Genomic DNA, 17,949 nt, shown 5'->3' with positions numbered 1-17,949 from the left:
CTTGAACGCTACGTAGACTTAGCGGGGCGATATCGACCTTCCTAATTGTGGTACACGGAAGGGGGCTGCAGACAGTCAGGATTGTACGGATCCATATCGCATTTATAGGCCAGTTCATGCCCGTATCCCCGGCGATATCCCTCATGAAATATCTCCGCATTTGCACAACCCAAAAGGGTTATCAATATGATGATTACTGTCAGTTCTTTCATATGCTCTCCAGTTTTTGAAGAGCATGGGCCCAAGATCAAGCTCTACCCATCACCCCCTTCTGATTCGCTTGTGGGAAGTCTCTGATATCGCTGGCGCATGTAGGACGGGAGACAACGCCGAGATCTGGCAAAAAAAAACGCGGCCCATGAGCCGCGTTTTTTACGCCTGAACGTTACTGGGCCTTGGTAACCGTGGTCGCCGCTGGCTTCTTGGTCGGTTCGGCCTTTTTCGCCGGTGCCTTGGCCGACGTTTTCTTCGCCTCGGTCTTCTTAACTGGCGCTTTTGCCGGTGCTTTCTTCGCAGGCTCGGCTTTCACCGGTGCCGCAGGCTTCGGCGCTTCGACCGGAGCAGGTGCAGGGGTCGGCGCCGGGGCTGGTGCGGGAGCCGGTGCGACGGGTTCTGGCGCCTTGATCGGCTGTGGCTTCTTCTCGTCATCCGAGCCGCCGAACAGGTTGCTGAAGAAGTTGCCCTTCTTCGCTGCCACCGCGCCGGCTGCAGCGGCAGCGGCTACTGGAGCGGCTTTCGCCGGGTCAAACGACTTGCCCGCCGCCAGGTCTTCAACCTGGCTGGCCGCACGCTGACCGGTGCGCAATGCGCCTTCCAAGGTGCCCGGGTACAGGGTGTCAGTGTGTTCGCCAGCAAAGGCTACACGCTGAACCGGACGCTCCCACAGACGCCAGAACTTGCTGATCTGACCCGGGCCGAAGGCCAGGTAAGCGCCGCCCATCGAAGGGTCGGTGCTGTAGCGACGGATTTCATAACCGGTAAACGAACCGCGTGCCTGTGGGTAAAACGCGTGCAGGCGGATCAGTACCTGATCGACCATCTGCTTGTCGCCGAACGCCTGCATGACCCGCGAGTTGTCGCCGGACAGGTTGATCACCACGTTGGCGCCGCCCTTCAGCGCCGGCTCGACCCACAACATGCCCAGGCCGGTGTTGCTGTAGATCTCACCGGACATGCGCGCCTTGCTTTCCCACACTGGCGTCTTGAACTTCAACATGATCTGGTCGCGCCAACCGTAGTTGGTGCCCTTGATCGCGGCCTGGTGCTGGGCGTCCAGTGCCGGGGTCATCTGGATCTTGTTCAGGGCACGCAAAGGCACGGCCACCACAACGTAGTCAGCCTGGTAGCCAACGCTGCCGACCTTGACGGTGACGCCGTCCTTGTCCTGGGTAATGGCCGAGACCGGGGAGCTGGTCTTGATGGTTTTCAGTTCTTTGACGAAGGCCTGGGCCAACACCGGGCTGCCACCGACCAGGCGCGACGCGCGCAGGTCACGGTCGGAAACGCCACGATAAACGCGACTCTGCTGTGCGAAGTACAGCAGCGAGATACGCGAAGGTTCGTCATAACGGGTACGAATCTGCTGGTTCACCAACTGACGGGCAGTGGCCGGCAGGCTCAGGCGATCGAGCCAGTTGGACACGTTGATCTGGTCCAGGGCGTGCAGCGTGTTGTTGGCTGACGGGTTTTGCGGGTCTTCGATCGAGCGCGCCAGGTCGTCCACCGTCTTTTCGTAGCGCTTGAGCGCTTCGGCAGTGGTTGGATCCTTGGTGGCCAGGTCGGCCGCGGTGTAATACACACCGTCGATCAGGTAGCCCGGGGTGCGCACGAATTCAGGTGCTGGCGTGGTGCTCAGCTTGAACGTCGAGATGTACTTGTTCAAGACCGGCTGGGTCTTGTCGTTGCCGATCCACTCACTGGTCGCCATGCCGGAGCGGCCGCCCAGGCTCGGCTTGGCTTCCAGCAGCGTGACCTGCCAGCCTTTTTTCTGCAGCTCGTAAGCAGCCGTGAGGCCCGAGACCCCGCCGCCGATCACGATCGCGGTTTTATCCTTGGCCAGCGCAGACACGCTGAACAGCCCCAACATCACCAGCGCACAGGCGCGCAGCCAACCGACAGACATTCAGCGAACTCCGGAAATACAGGAAAAATAGCGGTTTTTGCGAGCCAGGCGGCTCCAGAACCGCGAAGGATACGTCAGCCGCCAGACGCCTGCCAGCAACGTCTACCGTCCTATACAAAGTAGCTCAAACAACACAATGGGTTGTTCCCGAGGCACGCATTGCATAGGCTTGCGCGATTGTATGTCCGCGCACGACACGGACCGCCTCGAGGAGACTGAACATGGGCCTGAATAATCAGTGGATGCAACGCGATCTCGCGGTGTTGTGGCATCCCTGCACCCAGATGAAAGATCACGAACAACTGCCGCTGATCCCGATCAAGCGCGGTGAAGGCGTGTGGCTGGAGGATTTCGAAGGCAAGCGCTACCTCGACGCGGTGAGCTCCTGGTGGGTGAACGTGTTTGGCCATGCCAACCCGCGTATCAACCAGCGCATCAAGGACCAGGTCGATCAACTGGAACACGTGATTCTCGCCGGGTTCAGCCATCAGCCGGTGATCGAGTTGTCCGAGCGCCTGGTGAAGATGACGCCGGAGGGCCTGACTCGATGCTTCTACGCCGATAATGGTTCGTCCTGCATCGAAGTTGCGCTGAAAATGAGTTTTCACTATTGGCTCAACCGCGGCCTGCCGAACAAGAAGCGCTTTGTTACCCTGACCAACAGCTACCACGGCGAAACGATGGCGGCGATGTCGGTGGGCGACGTGCCGCTGTTCACCGAAACCTACAAGGCGCTCCTGCTCGACACCATCAAGGTGCCGAGCCCCGATTGCTATCTGCGCCCCGAGGGCATGAGCTGGGAAGAGCACTCGCGCAACATGTTCGCCGCCATGGAGCAAACCCTGGCCGAGAACCATGACACCGTTGCCGCGGTGATCGTCGAGCCGCTGATCCAGGGCGCCGGCGGCATGCGCATGTACCATCCGGTGTACCTCAAGCTGCTGCGTGAAGCCTGCGACCGCTATGGCGTGCACCTGATCCACGACGAAATCGCCGTGGGCTTCGGCCGCACCGGGACGATGTTCGCCTGTGAACAGGCGGGTATCCGGCCGGACTTCCTCTGCCTGTCCAAGGCCCTGACCGGCGGCTACCTGCCGCTGGCGGCGTGCCTGACCACCGATGACGTCTACAGCGCCTTCTACGACGATTACCCGACCCTGCGCGCCTTCCTGCATTCCCACAGCTATACGGGCAACCCTTTGGCATGCGCGGCGGCCCTGGCGACGCTGGATATCTTCGAAGAAGACAAGGTCATCGAGAACAACAAGGCGCTGGCGCAGCGCATGGCCTCCTCCACTGCACATCTGGTCGACCACCCTAACGTCAGCGAAGTGCGCCAGACCGGCATGGTGCTGGCCATCGAGATGGTCAAGGACAAGGCCAGCAAAGAGGCCTACCCATGGCAGGAGCGTCGCGGCCTGAAGGTGTTCCAGCATGCACTGGAGCGAGGTGCCTTGCTGCGGCCATTGGGCAGCGTGGTGTATTTCCTGCCGCCGTATGTGATTACCCCGGAGCAAATCGACTTCCTCGCCGAGGTCGCCAGTGAGGGCATCGACATTGCCACTCGCGATAGCGTCAGCGTGGCGGTGCCGAAGGACTTCCACCCCGGTTTCCGCGATCCGGGCTAGCGTTCGCCTGCTCGTTCCCACGCTCTGCGTGGGAATGCAGCCCGGGACGCTCCGCGTCCCAAAAGCGGACGCAGAGCGTCCGATGAGGCATTCCCACGCAGAGCGTGGGAACGATCCAACTACAGAGATTTAGCATGAGACTGTCCCGCTTCTTCATCGACGCCCCCCTGAGCACCGGCGAGCACGAATTGCCCGAAGCCCAGGCCCATTACATCGGGCGCGTGCTGCGCATGGCCGAGGGTGATGCGTTACAACTGTTCGACGGTTCCGGCCATGAATTTCGCGGCACGCTCGTTGAAGTCGGCAAAAAACGCGTGGTAGTCCAGATCCATGAGGAGTTTGCCGGCCAGGTGGAATCGCCGTTGCAGATCCACCTCGGCCAGGGCTTGTCCCGTGGCGAGCGCATGGACTGGGCGATCCAGAAAGCGACTGAATTGGGTGTCACGCAAATCACGCCGATTTTCAGCGAACGCTGCGAAGTGCGACTCAAGGACGAACGCGCCGACAAACGCCTGCTGCACTGGCGCCAGGTAGCGATCAGCGCCTGCGAACAATGCGGGCGCTCACGGGTGCCGGTGATTCATCCGCCAGTACTGTTGGCCGACTGGTTGAAACAGACTGAGGCTGAACTGAAGCTGGTGCTGCACCCGGTGGCCGAGCCATTGGTCAGCCATGCCAAGCCTTCAAGCCTGGCCTTTCTGATCGGCCCGGAAGGTGGTTTGTCCGATGCCGAAGTCGATCTGGCCAAGGCCAGCGGCTTCCGCGCCGCCCGCCTCGGCCCGCGAGTGTTGCGCACCGAGACCGCGCCGGTGGTTGCACTGGCGGTTGCCCAGCAGCTCTGGGGTGACTTCTAAAAAGATCGCAGCCTGCGGCAGCTCCTACAGGCTGGAGCGCAATCCCGTGTAGGAGCTGCCGAAGGCTGCGATCTTTTGATTTTATTGCACCGGATCACTCACCGGCTTGGCAATGATCGCCTTGAGTTCGCTGGTCATCGGGAACTCAAGGTTCAAACCCTTCGGCGGGATCGGCTGCTCGAACCAGCGCTGGTAGATGCCATTGATCTCGCCCGAGCTGTACAGATCCGCCAACACGCCGTTGACCAGGGCGAGGAACTGCGGGTCGTCCTTGCGCACCATGCAGCTGTAGATCTCCCGCGATTGCTCCTCCCCGACCACCACCCACTTGTGCGGGTCATTGGCCTTGGCACGCTCGCCGTAGAGCAGCGCGTCGTCCATGTAGAACGCCGCGGCCCGGCCCGATTGCAGCATCTGGAAGGCTTCCCCGTGGTCCTTGGCGCTGATCACGAACATGTCGATCTTGTGATCGACGTTGTAGCTTTTGAGGAAGCGCTCGTTGGTGGTGCCGGCGGTAGTCACCACGTTCTTTCCGCGCAGGTCGGCAAAACCTTTTATGCCGCTGTCCTTGGCGGTGAGCAACTGGCCTTTGACGTAGATGAAGCCATAGGAGAACGCCACCTGTTTCTGCCGTTCGGCAGTGACGCCGGTGGAACCGCATTCCAGGTCCACGGTGCCATTCTGTACCAATGGAATGCGGGTCTGAGAGGTTACCAGGTTGTACTTCACCTTCAGGTCAGGCCGCGCCAGTTGCTGCTGGATGCGCTCGACGATCTTGCTCGCCAGATCCACCGAGTAACCCATCGGCTTGCCGCTGTGATCACCCACGTAGGAAAACGGCACCGACGCATCGCGATAACCCAGGGTAATGCTGTTGGTGCTGGCGATCTTGCCCAGGGTGCCGGTCAGCGGCGTTTCATTGGCCTGTACCTGACTGCCTAGCAACAGGCCGAGGCTGCAAGCGAGCAACGTGATTTTTTGCATTGTTATTCTCCGTTGTGGGTGTTGGTTTATCAGGCGCGTGCAGCGATGACGGTGATTTCCACAAGCACCTGCGGGCGGGCCAGTTCGGCCTGCACGGTGGTGCGGCTCGGGGCCTGCCCGGGCGATAACCAGGCCGACCAGACCTCGTTCATCGCGGCGAAATCCTCGGTGATGTTCTTCAGGTAAATGGTCGCGCTGAGCAGATGATCCTTGTCGCTGCCAGCCTCGGCCAGCAAGGCGTCGATTTTCCTCAGTACTTCCCGGGTCTGTCCGCTGGCATCCAGGGCATCGCCCGGTACCTGCCCGGAAAGAAACACCAGGTCGCCAAAAGTCACGGCGCCTGACAGGCGCGGGTTGCTGTGCAGTCGGGTAATGCTCATTGCAGTGTCCTCTTCAGAAATGGCTATTCAGGCGGCCCGGTGATTGAACCCCTGCAGGTCGATGGAGGGTGGACGCTCAGCGATCAACTCGCTGAGCAATCGCCCGCTGCCGCACGCCAGGGTGAACCCCAACGCACCGTGGCCGAGGTTGAGCCACAGGTTGCGATAGGCCGTCGCGCCCAGCAACGGTACGCCGCTGGGGGTGGCCGGGCGCATGCCGGCCCACTCGACGGCTTGGTCATAAGCGCCGGCATTTGGAAAGGTGTCCTGGGCCTGACGCTTGATCAGTGCCAGGCGCTTGGGGTCCAGCGCAGGGTCGAAGCCGACGATGTCGACCATCGCCGCCACGCGCAATTGCTCGCCGATGCGGGCGTAGACGATCTTGCGATCGTAGTCGGTGATGCTCACGTCCGGCACCCGGTGACCGACGCCGATGGGCACGGTCAAGCTGTAGCCCTTTAGCGGGTACAGCGGCAGTTGCAGCCCGGGCAGCGCCAACAGCGGACTACGGTGGCCGGCAGCGATCACCAGTTGCTCGACGGGCAGCAGGTGTTCGCCCAACTCGATGGCGTTGACGCTGCCGTGTCTATGGCGAATCCCGGTCACTGCTTGACCGAGACGAAACTCGCAACGACCGGACGCTTGCAGCCGGGCGGCCAGTTGCTGGCAGAAACCGTGGCAATCGCCGACCTCTTCGTCCGGGGTGTAGATCGCCCCGACGAAGGGTGCATCCATCAGCGCCGGCTCCAGCTGCGCGCATTCGGCCGCCGACAACACCTGCTGTTGTTGCGGGTCGGCCAGACCCTGGCGCGCATGTTCGAAGCTGCTGTTCTGGCGGAACGTCACCAGCTTGCCATTGCGCCGCCACTGGAAACCCGCCAGTCCATCGTCCTCGCGCCAGGACTTCAACGTACCCTGGCTCAGGAGCGCCAGGCGCAGCAAGTGGGCGGCGTTCGCGCGGTTGACCGAGTGGCGGCAGGCACCGAGGAACGATGCCATCCAGCGCCATTGCGCCAGGTCGAAGCGCGGACGCAGCTTCAGCGGTGAATCGCCGCGTAACATCCAGCCGATGGCCTGTAATGGCACACCGGCGTCGGCCAGGGGTGCGACATAGCGATAGGACAACTGGCCGCCATTGGCGAAACTGGTTTCGCTGCCCAATGAGTCCCGAGCCTCGACCACCGTGACCTCAAAGCCGTCGCGCACCAGCGCATAGGCCGTAGCCAGGCCAATCACGCCACCGCCGATGATGCACACTCGCTGAGCCATGTCCGTCCTTAAAACCGTTGTGAAGACAAGGCCGAGGTTAGAGCCAGGTGACAGACGTTGAACAATGCATAAATATGTCAAACCCATAAACAAAGGTTATGGACTTGTCATGCGTCTTCGCCATATCGAAATTTTCCAGGCCATCCGCCAGACCGGCTCGATCAGCGCGGCCGCACAGTTGCTGCACGTCTCGCAGCCGGCGGTGAGTAAGGTGTTGCAGCACGCCGAGCAGCAATTGGGCTTCCCGTTGTTCCTGCGGGTGCGCGGCAAGTTGCAGGCGACGCCGGAAGCGCTGGAGCTGGAGCGCGAAGTGGACAAGGTCAGTGAAAGCCTGCAAGGCGTACGACGCCTGGCCCAGAGTCTGCGTCGCGAGCCGGGGCACAGCCTGCGCATCGGCGCGACCCCGGCACTGGCCCTGTCATTGCTGCCGCCGGCCATTCACGAATGGACCGGACGCTACCCGGACATCGTCTGCGAGTTGTCCAGCGCCCACAGTCGCGAACTGGTGCAGAACCTGTTGATGCGCGAAGTGGATGTCGCCCTGACCCTGCAACGCCCGGATCACCCGGGGCTCAAGGCCCAAGCCCTGGCGTGCGGCGTGCTGGTGGCGCTGGCGCCGATTGGTTACTGGCCGCCGCAAGAGGCAGGCAGGCCGTTACCGCTCATGGCGCTGGCGAATGCGCCCCTGATTGGTTTATCCAGTGCCGATCCGCTGGCCGCACGGCTCGACAGCTATCTGGAAGCCGTCGAACCACCTCCTCGCGTACGCATCGCCGTGCAGACCTACTCTCTGGCACGGGCGATGGTGGAATCTGGCGCGGGTGTAGCGGTGATCGATCCGTTCACCGCCCTTGGTGCGTCTCCCGACACCACAACGATTCGCCCTCTGGCGCCGCCGCTGCCCATCACCCTTTACGCAGTCACCCGCGCCGCCGAACCCCCACCCCACACGTTGAACGACCTGTTGCAGGTGTTCGGCCGCCAAGCCCAGGAGCAATTAGATCGCCTCTGCTGAGCCTGAAACCTGCAAGGCCGCTTCGCCTACAAGACGTAAAAAAATATCGCCACGAAGTGCAGCAAACTCCCGGCAATCACGAACAGATGCCAGACCCCGTGGGCATGGCGCAGGCGATGGTCGAGGGCAAAGAAGATAATCCCCACGGTATAAAAAATCCCGCCCGACGCCAGCCACGCAAATCCGGCGCTGCCGAGCGCCGCCAGCAAGGGTTTGACCGCCACCAGCACGATCCAGCCCATGACCGCGTAGATCACGATCGACAGGATCCGCGCTTCCGATCTCGGCTTGATCTCTTGCAGGATGCCGATCAGCGCCAGCCCCCAGACGATCCCGAACAACGTCCAGCCCCACGGCCCGCGCAGGGTCACCAAGCAGAATGGCGTGTAGCTGCCGGCGATCAACAGGTAGATCGAAAAATGATCGACCTTTTTCATGATCGCTTTCTTGCGTCCGCGCACGCTGTGGTAGACGGTCGATGCGCTGTAGAGCACCAGCAAGGTAAAGGCGTAGATCGCCATGCTGACTATTTTCCACGGATCGCCGTCGAGGCTGGCGGCCACGATCAGCCACACTCCACCGACAAACGCCGCCACCGCCCCGAACAGATGCGTCCAGGCGTTCAATCTTTCCCCGTGGTACATCGCTTACCCCCAAGCCTGAAGCGTAAATGCACAACATTTCCAAACGACACGATTCCTGTAGGAGCTGCCGCAGGCTGCGATCTTTTGATCTTGATCTTTAAAAGCAAGATCAAAAGATCGCAGCCTGCGGCAGCTCCTACAAAAGATACAATCGAGCCATTCCAACAAGAGTCCGCCCCATGCTGATCGACGAAGAGTTGACCCTGAAAAAGCTCGAGGTGTTCCTGGCCTTCATGCGCACTGGCAACCTGGCCCGCGCCGCTGCCGAATTGCAGACCAGTAACGTTAGCGTACATCGGGCCATCCACTCCCTGGAAAGCGCCCTGCGCTGCCCGCTGTTCAAGCACGAGGGGCGCAACCTGACACCACTGGAAAGCGCCTACGTCCTGGAAGAACGGGCGCACAAGCTAATCCAGGATGTCGTAGAAACTGTGCGCCTGACTCGCGAAGCCGCCGGATTTTCCGCCGAGCGTTTCAAATTGGGCTCGCTGTATTCGCTGACGGTGAAGACCGTGCCGCAATTGATCATGGGCCTGAAGATCCGCCGCACCGAGCTCAATATCGACCTGATCCTGGGCTCGAATTTCGACCTGTTGTACAAGCTCAAGAACATGGAGGTCGATGCAATCCTGGTGTCCCTGGACGACAGCATCAACGATCCGGATCTGGAGCATATCGAGCTGTTTTCCGACGACATCTTCCTGGCGACACCGGCCGACTCGAAGTTTGCGCAAAGAAGCGAAGTCGACCTCGCCGACGTCCGCGAAGAGACCTTCATCACCCTGACCCAGGGCTTTGCCACGCATCAGGACAGCAATCGGGTGTTCAGCCAAGCGGGCTTCGAGCCCAAGGTGGCGATGCAGGTCAACGATATCTTCAGCCTGCTGAGCATGGTCAGTTCAGGCGTGGGTTATGCGTTGCTGCCGGGCAGGATTGCGGCGGTGTACGAGAACCGGGTGAAGCTGATTCCGTTGCAGGAGAAGTATCGGATGCAACAGCACATTGGCGTGGTGTTCTTGAAGGCCAAGGAGCGTGATCCGAATCTGCTGGCGTTGCTGGCGGAATGCCGGATGTACGCCAATCGCCACGCCAACCAGTGATCGTTCCCACGCTCTGCGTGGGAATGCAGCCCGGGACGCTCCGCGTCCCATTCGAGAGCTGGAACGCGGAGCGTCCCTTGAGGCATTCCCACGCAGAGCGTGGGAACGATCAGTTAGCCAACAATCCCGCGAACAATGAAGTACAGCAACGAAGGCCCCAACAAGCACCCAAGCCCGGTGTGAAAGGTCGCCGTCAACGCCCCATAAGGCACCAGCCGTCGATCCGTCGCCGCCAGCCCCGCCGTCACACCGCTTACCGTACCGGCCAGGCCACCGAACACCATCGCCGAACGCGGGTTATCCAGGCCCATCCAGCGCGCCGCCATCGGCGTGCCGACCATCACCAGGATCGCCTTGATCAACCCGGTGGCGATCGACAGTGCCATCACATCCGAGGTCGCGCCAATCGCCGCACCGGTCACCGGCCCGACGATGTAGGTCACCGCGCCCGCGCCAATCGTGGTCATGCTCACCGCATCGCGATAACCGAATACCCAGGCCATGCATGCGCCGACAATGAACGGCAGCACCGTACCCAACAGCAGCGCGATCACGCCGATCAGCCCGGCTTTTTTCGCTTCGGTGGCCTGCACTTCGAAGGCCGTGGCGACAATGGCGAAGTCGCGCAGCATTGCGCCGCCCATCAGGCCGATGCCGGAGAACAGCGTCAGGTCCGCCAGGCCTTTTTGCCCGCCGGTCATGGTGCCGCCGACCCAGGCCAGCACCAGGCCGATGACGATGGCAATCGCTGAGCCGTGAATGCGTCCGAAGGTCAGGCGTTTGGAGAGGATGACCGACACCCACATGATCACGCCGACGAAGGCGAATGCGGTGACCAGGCCGTTATGTTCCAGGCCTTTCTCGATGAGATCCCACATATCAGCGACCTCCTACTGGTGTGCCGACGGGGGTAATTTCCGTGGGCTCATCGGGCAAGGGTTCACCTTTATGGGTCCGGCTGATCAAGGCAATGGTGCAGCCGCAGACCACCACCGAACCGATCGCCGCCAGCACCGCCACCGGACCGCCATGCAAGGCCGTGACCACGTTCTGTTGCGCGGCCATCGCCACCACCACGGGGATGTACATGGCACCCCAGAAGCCCACGCCCATTTCGCAATCCCTGGTCATGCCACCGCGTTTTTGCATCCACAGCCGCGCGCAGATCAACAGGATCATGGCGATCCCGACCCCGCCGACGTTGGATTTTACGCCCAGCAGGACGCCCAGCATGTCACCCATGATCACCCCTGCCAGCGTACAGATCGCGAGCAGCGCCACACCGTAAATAATCATTGTTGTCGTCCTCAAAGTGCATCGTCGAATGTTGTTCTTGTTGTTCGAAGCCTCAGGGTTGCTCTAGGGGTGGCGACATCCCTCCTCACGCAACAGCGCCTGCAGGGTATCGAGCCTTGCACCGTCGAACGCAATCACGGTGCCCTGTTCGAAGACCCGGCGCGCCAGCCCGGTCAGCACTGCACCGGGCGGCAGTTCGATCTGTAGACGTACGCCGCGCTCATACGCGCTTTGCACCGTGCCGCGCCAATCCACCACGCGGCACATGTTGAAGGCCAGGTCGTCGCGCAAGGCGTCAACCTTGATCACCGGGCGGGCGCGACTGCCGCTCAGGTAGCCGATCTTCGGCGTTTGCAGCTTCACCCTGGCGAACGCTTCGGCCAGGGTTTGCGCCGGTACGTCCAGCAGCGGGCAGTGCGACGGCACACTCACCGCCAGACGCTTGACCATCCCCGCCCCACGCGCCCTTGCCAGTTCGGCCAGCGCTTTCATCCCAGCGTCGCTGCCGGCAATCACCACCTGGTTATCGGCGTTGATATTGGCCAGGTAAACCGGTGTATCGACGCTGTGAACCCGGGCCAGCAAGCCCTCCACCACTGCCAGTTCCAGGCCGATGATCGCGGTCATCCCGTAGCCCTTTGGATACGCTTGTTGCATCAACTCGCCACGCAGGCTGACCAGATGCAGCGCATCGCTGAAACCCAGGGCACCGGCGACCACCGCGGCCGGGTAGGCACCAATGGACAGCCCGGCGACGTAATCCGCCGGCAATGCCAACTGCCGCGCCGCCGCCACACCGGCGATCAGCAGGCAGAGCTGCACCGCCCTTGTCGATTGCAGCGCCTGGGCGGAATCGAGCCGCCGAACGTCTTCGCCCAACAGGTCGCTGGCCTCGATCAGCGTTTCCCCAGGCAAACCCTGGAGCATGCCCGGCCGCTGCGCACCCTGCCCCGGGAACACCAGCAAGCTGCTCACGCTGCCTGCTCCTGCGGGTTCCAGGGGTCGGTGACCAGACAGGCTCCCGTTGCTTTCTTGAGCAAAACCCGTGACGAAGAACCCGCCCACTCACGCAAGGCGACAGCGCCGAATGAGGTCTGCAATTGCATGTCCACCACACAGGGCGCCTTGTCGAACAACGCCAGCAACTCCCGAGCCTGATACCGCGCCAGAGGCTGTGGTGTGCGCAGGATCAGATCCAGATCGCTGGCCTCATGCAGGGCTGCAAAACCGCTGGCCAACTCGAACCCGGCACTGCCGCTGACACCCCAGGCCCAACCGCAGGCATCGAGTGCGGGGCGCAATTGAGCCAGGGCTTCGAACGCTGGCAGGTCGCGGTGGCTCTCGACGTGGCAAAGCGCTTCCGGGCTGACACGACGGGTTACCGCGTCCATTGCCATCGACGTCCCATAGCGCTGTTCACGCAAACGTCCACGCACGCCGACCGCAATCCGATCCGCCGTCGACACTGCACGGCGCACCACCACGGGCTGACCGGCGCCGATCGACTCGACCGCCCAGGCAGGCGCCTCCTCAGGCAGCTGCCGAGGGGTCATGCCCCAGAGCAGGTCGTGGGCCAGAAACCGGCTCACCATTGCTCTCTCAGTAACTGGCGGACCTTGCTTGAGGCCGCCCGATTGACCGCCCCGAGGCGAGCGCTCAAATCAGTGCCCTTGTGCGCGACATCGGCAATCGCCTGCGTCAGGCACTCGCTCACCCGCGCCACATCCGCCGTGGTGGGCTGTTCGATCTGCTGCACCGCCAAGGTTTCCCAGAGCAGGCCGAGGCTGGCGTAGCTGTCGATGTCATAGGCCATCGGTGGCACGCTGGCGGCCAGGGTTTCCAGCTCTTCGACACTGCGCAAGGTCACCCGCGCCGCCGAAGCCTTGCCCATGGCATGCACCATCACCCCTGGATCGCGCAGGGCAATCAAGCGGTTGGCCTGATAACCGTGAGCCAGAAACGCCCCGGACATCGCCTTGCCCACCAGCAAGCCAATCACGGCATGACCGGCCAGCCGGGCGCGGGCATAACTGTCGGCGGCACCGGCCAAGGCTTGATGAATACCGAGGGCTTCTTCGCGGCGTCCGTAGGCCTGGCTCGGCACATCGACGATGGCGATCAAGGCGCGTTTTTGCAGCTTGTCCTGATCGGCAACGATGACGTCATTCACCGCCTTGGCCAGGCCCCAGCCTTCGAGCAGCCCGACTTCACCATGGCGGGCACGCACGAACCGGTTGTCCGGATCGGCCACCACGGCGATGAAGCGCGCGGCTTGTTCACCCACAAATCCATCCGCCACTTTTAGCGAGGCCGGCAAACCCTCGACCGGCCGGGCATCGCCGCTCAAGGCGTTGAACCAGTTCAAGCCCCTCAGGGAATACGAACTCATGAGCGCTCTCCTTGATACAGGTCGCGAACCGTGGCCGGCTCGATTTGCGGCTCGGCGTCCAGACGCGCCAGCCGTCGCAGAAACAGGTCGGCCTGAGCACTGCGATGCTGCGCGGGCAAACCTTGCTTGAGCAATTCGCCGACCTGCTCGCGAATCTGTGCCACGTCATCATCGGCAAAGCGATCCACCAGCCCCGTGGCGAAACGTTGCTCGCCGCCGGTCAGGCTCCAGATGAAGGGGCGATCGCGCGAGTCGTATTCCTCGAGCCCCGCCTCCTGTTCGATCACCTGGGGACCGTTCAGGCCCAGGCGAGCTTCCTGGGTCACCAGCAGGTAGCTGCACAAGCCCGCGGCAATCGACATGCCGCCAAAACAACCGACGCTGCCCGCCACCACACCGATCACCGGTTGGTACTGGCGCAAATCGACGATTGCCGCATGGATATCGGCAATGGCCGCCAAGCCGAGGTTGGCTTCCTGCAGGCGCACACCTCCGGTTTCCAGTAGCAGCACGGCTCGGGTCGGGATGCCCTTGCGGTTATCCTCGGCAGCCAGCTCCAGTGCACCGGCAATTTTCGCCCCGCCGACTTCACCAAGACTGCCGCCCTGGAATGCCCCTTCGATAGCCGCGATCACCACTGGCAATCCGTCGAGGCTGCCCTTGGCGATCACCACGCCGTCATCGGCTTGCGGCACCACGCCCTGGCGCGCCAGCCACGGCGACATGATGCGTTGAAACGGATCGAGCAATTCGCGAAAGGTGCCGGTATCAAGCAAGGCTTTCGCCCGTTGCCGGGCACCGAGTTCAACGAAGCTGTGCTTGTTGAGAAGCGCTGCGCTGTCAGTCATGGCCGATCTCCTCGAAGCCCTGTTCCAGGCGCAGGCGGACCACGCCGGGGGTGGCGCCGAAATCGTGGATGTCGATGTCCATGGCCGGCGGGACCTGGCCGTCGAACATCCGTGCGAACAGGTGCTGCCAGCGTTGCTCGCTGCCGTTGACCGAGGTCTGCACGGTGATGCTCAACTTGCCGGGCTGACCCGGTTCGATCAGCACTTCAAGATCGCCCGAGCCGACACAACCCACCAGCGTGCGACCGCGTGGTGGCTGCCCGGCGGGGAATTCAAAAGATAAGGTTTCCATTAAAACGCTCCCTGGGTAATGCGGTCGCCGGCCTCGATGCGGTCGATGAACAGGCAGGCTGCGAGCAAATCCGCAGCACCACCGGGCGAGGCATTCAATGCAATCAATTGTTGGTCCAGCTCATGCAGCCGACGACGCCCGGCGAGGCTGGCACTGCCACCGACGTCGAGCACGGCCTGGGCGCCGAGCTGCATGGTGCTCAGGCCCTCTTCTCCGGCGCGGTACAGCACGCAGGTGTCAGCCAGATTCGTCATAATCGCCAGCAGCGCATCGAGCCGGGCGTTCTGTTCGCCATGGCCGGCAGCGCGACTGCGCTTGAGTTGCGGCAATGCGCGTTGAGTCACCGCCGGGAAACCGAGTTGCGCTTCCTCACGGGCGCCGCGAGCGCCGTAGCGTTGAGCGACTTGCGCACCGTGACTCAGAGGGCGCGGCGCATAACGGTCGTCGAGCAAGGCCAGGCGTGCCGCGCGCAAGCTGATGGAGCCAGCGGCGGTAGATTGCGGCTCCAGCGCAACGGCGGCGACCAGCAGGCCCAGCGCCCAGATGGCCCCGCGATGGGTATTCACGCCGTTGGTGGTGGCGAGCATCGCTTGTTCGCCTTCACGACCGATCAGGCCAATCGCCTCGCGCAGCGGCAAGCCGACCTCGCCCATCTCGATAGCGGCTTCAGCCATTTCCTTGAACGCCGGCCACAGGGCCAGCGCCGAGGCGTGCATCAGCCCCAGGTGCAAATCGGTGTGGGCGCCATTGCCGCGACGGTCGACCAACGCCGGTTTTGGCGACAGGTCGGCCTCGTCGATCAGCGCATCCACCGCCAGGTCCGCCAGGCGTTCGGCCAGGCTCAAGGTTTTCGGTTGCAGGTTGAGTGCGTGCATTACCAACTCCTGAACTTGGCGGGCGGGTTGTAGAGGCCACCGGACCACTCCACCAGGTCCGCTACGCTTTTGGCGGCGAGCAATTCGCGGGTGGCGTCGGTACGGCGGATGCCGAGGTCTTCGGGCAAGGCGATCAAGCCTTCGCGGCGCATGCGCGCGGTGTCCTTGGGGTTGTGCCGCAGGCCGATGGCGGTCACGCCAGCGACGGCGGCGATCATGGCCTGGCGCTCTAGCAGCGTGCGGGCCTTGTACAAATAGGCGATGCCTTCTTCGGTCAGCAGGTGGGTGACGTCGTCGCCGTAGACCATGATCGGCGCCAGTGGCATGCCGCTTTTTTTCGCCACATCGATGGCGTCGAGGGTCTCGACGAAGGTCGGCTTTCCGCCTTCCTGAAAGGTCTCGACCATTTGCACCACCAGTTTTTTGCCGCGTTCGAGCATGGGTTGTGCAGTGTCGGTGTGGCGCATGTCGAGCCAGGCTGGCGTGCCGTGGCGGCGACCGCGCGGGTCGTGGCCCATGTTCGGCGCGCCACCAAAACCGGCCAGGCGACCACGGGTCACGGTCGAAGAATGGCCGTCGCCGTCGACTTGCAGGGTCGCGCCGATGAACAAGTCCACCGCGTATTGCCCGGCCAATTGGCTGAACATCCGGTTGGAGCGCAGCGAGCCGTCGCGCCCGGTGAAGAACACGTCGGGCCGGGCGGCGATGTAGTTTTCCATGCCCAGTTCGGTGCCGAAGCAATGCACGCTTTCGACCCAGCCACTTTCAATCGCCGGGATCAGGGTTGGATGGGGGTTGAGTGTCCAGTTGCGACAGATCTTGCCCTTGAGGCCCAGGGATTCGCCGTAGGTTGGGAGGATCAGTTCGATGGCGGCCGTGTTGAAGCCGATGCCGTGGTTGAGCGACTGCACGTTGTGTTTTTCATAGATCCCGCGAATCGCCATCATCGCCATCAGCACGTGCACGGGCTTGATGTGCCGAGGGTCTCGGGTGAACAGCGGCTCGATGTAGAACGGCTTGTCCGCCACCACCACGAAGTCGACCCAGGAAGCGGGAATGTCGACCCGCGGCAAGTCGCTTACATCATCGACCAGCTGGTTGACCTGGACGATGACGATGCCGTCGCTGAAGGCGGCCGGTTCGATCAGCGCTGGGGTGTCTTCGGTGCTCGGCCCGGTGTAGATGTTGCCGGCGCGGTCGGCCATGAAGCCAGCACTGAGCACCACGTTGGGAATCAGGTCGACCACCAGCCGCGCATAGAGCTCGATGTAGGTGTGGATCGCGCCAATCTCCAGCAGGCCGTCTTCGAGCAACTGGCTGATGCGCAGGCTCTGGGTACCGGCGAAGGAGAAGTCGAGCTTGCGCGCAATGCCACGCTCGAACAGGTCCAGGTGCTCGGAACGACCGACGCTGGGCATGATCATGTGCAGGTCATGCAGCTTGCCCGGATCGGCCTTGGCCAGGGAACGGGAGAGAAAATCCGCCTGCTTCTGGTTATTGCCCTCCAGCACCACTCGATCGCCCGGCAGGATCAACGCCTCCAGCGCCGCCACGATCTTGTCGGTGGGCAACACCACACCGTCGGCCAGGTCTCGCACCAGCGCAAGACGTCGCTGCTTCTCGCTGCGCCGCCGCGTCCATCGCGAGTCGGGGGATATTGTTGTTGTCATGACCACTCCACGGGTTCGCTGTCGTGGGGTCACAGTAGGAGTGTTGGTGGGGGGTATCAATCAAGCAGAGGGGTGGATTGTTACGCTTAGGTTAATGGTTGACTATTCTGACGCCTTCGCGAGCAGGCTCGCTCCCACATTGGTTTTGCGGCGAACACCAACCCTGTGGGAGCGAGCCTGCTCGCGAAGGGGCCGCGATGGTCACAACTGCTGTCGAAGGCCGGAATAAAATTGTCGAAAAGTCCCAAAAAAGGACCGATCAGTCCCTTTTTGGGAATCTTCAACCATTGGACATCTTCGCCAACTGATCGGGTTTTGTGTTTAAACATTTGTCCGCAGAAAGGATGGAAGGCTACAACGCCTGACATCGCTGCCTACAGAAATGCCGGAACCCGCTGACTGGTGCGCTTTTGCGCGGATCTTTATCGTTTGTGCGTCGCTGCAAATTCAGCGGCCGGGTTTGGAACCCCGAGGTGTAAAGGGCGAAAAAGCGCCATTCATAACGTATGCTTGCGCACCTTCATAGTGTGCATTCCGTTATGGCGGCTGTGCGCGGGAGACCTTCGGGTCTACCGGGTTTTCT

At 62.2% G+C, this 17,949-nt stretch carries 18 protein-coding genes; 4 read left to right on the top strand and 14 right to left on the bottom strand.

What is annotated here, in order from left to right:
• Positions 1 to 385 precede the first annotated feature (385 nt).
• Positions 386 to 2,122 (bottom strand): flavin monoamine oxidase family protein, encoded by a 1,737-nt coding sequence (locus tag PG5_RS12115; protein ID WP_020797411.1) that lies wholly within the window; start codon positions 2,120 to 2,122, stop codon positions 386 to 388.
• A gap of 221 nt (positions 2,123 to 2,343) precedes the next feature.
• Here PG5_RS12115 and PG5_RS12110 point away from each other — a divergent pair, with 221 nt between their 5' ends.
• Complete coding sequence (locus tag PG5_RS12110) at positions 2,344 to 3,750, top strand: adenosylmethionine--8-amino-7-oxononanoate transaminase (RefSeq protein ID WP_020797410.1); 1,407 nt, start codon at positions 2,344 to 2,346, stop codon at positions 3,748 to 3,750.
• A 134-nt stretch (positions 3,751 to 3,884) separates the two neighbouring features.
• Entirely contained in the window at positions 3,885 to 4,604 is a 720-nt protein-coding gene (locus PG5_RS12105) for a 16S rRNA (uracil(1498)-N(3))-methyltransferase (RefSeq protein WP_020797409.1), read from the top strand.
• A gap of 81 nt (positions 4,605 to 4,685) precedes the next feature.
• Here the strand turns inward: PG5_RS12105 and PG5_RS12100 are convergent, their stop codons facing one another.
• Genes PG5_RS12100 through PG5_RS12090 form a run of 3 tightly spaced genes read right to left on the bottom strand, consistent with a single transcriptional unit; the run spans position 4,686 to position 7,237 of the window.
• Positions 4,686 to 5,588: a transporter substrate-binding domain-containing protein gene (locus tag PG5_RS12100; protein ID WP_020797408.1), complete on the bottom strand. Its 903-nt coding sequence runs from the start codon at positions 5,586 to 5,588 to the stop codon at positions 4,686 to 4,688.
• A 29-nt stretch (positions 5,589 to 5,617) separates the two neighbouring features.
• Positions 5,618 to 5,968 carry a RidA family protein gene (locus PG5_RS12095; RefSeq protein ID WP_020797407.1) on the bottom strand — a complete coding sequence of 117 codons (351 nt, stop codon included), beginning with the start codon at positions 5,966 to 5,968 and terminating at the stop codon, positions 5,618 to 5,620.
• Positions 5,969 to 5,995: 27 nt separating this feature from the next.
• The gene (locus PG5_RS12090) at positions 5,996 to 7,237 is read right to left on the bottom strand and encodes a D-amino acid dehydrogenase (protein WP_020797406.1); all 1,242 of its coding nucleotides are present in this window, start codon (positions 7,235 to 7,237) and stop codon (positions 5,996 to 5,998) included.
• A 109-nt stretch (positions 7,238 to 7,346) separates the two neighbouring features.
• Here PG5_RS12090 and PG5_RS12085 point away from each other — a divergent pair, with 109 nt between their 5' ends.
• Positions 7,347 to 8,252, top strand: coding sequence for a LysR family transcriptional regulator (locus PG5_RS12085; protein WP_020797405.1), 906 nt, complete (start codon positions 7,347 to 7,349; stop codon positions 8,250 to 8,252).
• A gap of 26 nt (positions 8,253 to 8,278) precedes the next feature.
• Here PG5_RS12085 and PG5_RS12080 read toward each other — a convergent pair whose 3' ends face one another.
• Entirely contained in the window at positions 8,279 to 8,896 is a 618-nt protein-coding gene (locus PG5_RS12080; protein ID WP_020797403.1) for a hemolysin III family protein, read from the bottom strand.
• A 179-nt stretch (positions 8,897 to 9,075) separates the two neighbouring features.
• Here PG5_RS12080 and PG5_RS12075 point away from each other — a divergent pair, with 179 nt between their 5' ends.
• Positions 9,076 to 9,996 carry a LysR substrate-binding domain-containing protein gene (locus tag PG5_RS12075; protein ID WP_020797402.1) on the top strand — a complete coding sequence of 307 codons (921 nt, stop codon included), beginning with the start codon at positions 9,076 to 9,078 and terminating at the stop codon, positions 9,994 to 9,996.
• Between the two features lie 113 nt (positions 9,997 to 10,109).
• On the opposite strand, the gene madM is transcribed toward PG5_RS12075, so the two are convergent.
• The 9 genes from madM to mdcA all read right to left on the bottom strand — a co-directional run bounded on the left by madM (position 10,110) and on the right by mdcA (position 17,366).
• A complete protein-coding gene (madM, locus tag PG5_RS12070) occupies positions 10,110 to 10,874 on the bottom strand; it encodes a malonate transporter subunit MadM (protein WP_020797401.1) in 765 nt (254 codons plus the stop codon).
• Position 10,875: 1 nt separating this feature from the next.
• Positions 10,876 to 11,292: a malonate transporter subunit MadL gene (gene madL / locus PG5_RS12065; RefSeq protein WP_020797400.1), complete on the bottom strand. Its 417-nt coding sequence runs from the start codon at positions 11,290 to 11,292 to the stop codon at positions 10,876 to 10,878.
• A 63-nt stretch (positions 11,293 to 11,355) separates the two neighbouring features.
• Positions 11,356 to 12,267 (bottom strand): malonate decarboxylase subunit epsilon, encoded by a 912-nt coding sequence (mdcH, locus tag PG5_RS12060; RefSeq protein WP_020797399.1) that lies wholly within the window; start codon positions 12,265 to 12,267, stop codon positions 11,356 to 11,358.
• Positions 12,264 to 12,884, bottom strand: a complete 621-nt coding sequence (locus tag PG5_RS12055; RefSeq protein ID WP_020797398.1) for a malonate decarboxylase holo-ACP synthase — start codon at positions 12,882 to 12,884, stop codon at positions 12,264 to 12,266. Before PG5_RS12055 ends, mdcH begins: the two co-directional genes overlap by 4 nt.
• Positions 12,878 to 13,681, bottom strand: coding sequence for a biotin-independent malonate decarboxylase subunit gamma (gene mdcE, locus PG5_RS12050; protein WP_020797397.1), 804 nt, complete (start codon positions 13,679 to 13,681; stop codon positions 12,878 to 12,880). Before mdcE ends, PG5_RS12055 begins: the two co-directional genes overlap by 7 nt.
• On the bottom strand, positions 13,678 to 14,529 hold the full coding sequence (locus PG5_RS12045; protein ID WP_020797396.1) for a biotin-independent malonate decarboxylase subunit beta: 852 nt from the start codon (positions 14,527 to 14,529) through the stop codon (positions 13,678 to 13,680). Before PG5_RS12045 ends, mdcE begins: the two co-directional genes overlap by 4 nt.
• Complete coding sequence (locus PG5_RS12040; RefSeq protein WP_020797395.1) at positions 14,522 to 14,821, bottom strand: malonate decarboxylase subunit delta; 300 nt, start codon at positions 14,819 to 14,821, stop codon at positions 14,522 to 14,524. Before PG5_RS12040 ends, PG5_RS12045 begins: the two co-directional genes overlap by 8 nt.
• Positions 14,821 to 15,696, bottom strand: a complete 876-nt coding sequence (locus PG5_RS12035; protein ID WP_020797394.1) for a triphosphoribosyl-dephospho-CoA synthase — start codon at positions 15,694 to 15,696, stop codon at positions 14,821 to 14,823. Before PG5_RS12035 ends, PG5_RS12040 begins: the two co-directional genes overlap by 1 nt.
• Positions 15,696 to 17,366 (bottom strand): malonate decarboxylase subunit alpha, encoded by a 1,671-nt coding sequence (gene mdcA, locus PG5_RS12030; protein WP_020797393.1) that lies wholly within the window; start codon positions 17,364 to 17,366, stop codon positions 15,696 to 15,698. Before mdcA ends, PG5_RS12035 begins: the two co-directional genes overlap by 1 nt.
• Positions 17,367 to 17,949: the final 583 nt, after the last annotated feature.

Origin of the sequence: Pseudomonas sp. G5(2012) (assembly GCF_000408945.1) — a bacterium.
Lineage (GTDB): Bacteria > Pseudomonadota > Gammaproteobacteria > Pseudomonadales > Pseudomonadaceae > Aquipseudomonas > Aquipseudomonas umsongensis.
The sequence above is the reverse complement of the archived record's forward strand: the minus strand, read 5'-3'. Positions and strand labels throughout refer to the sequence as shown.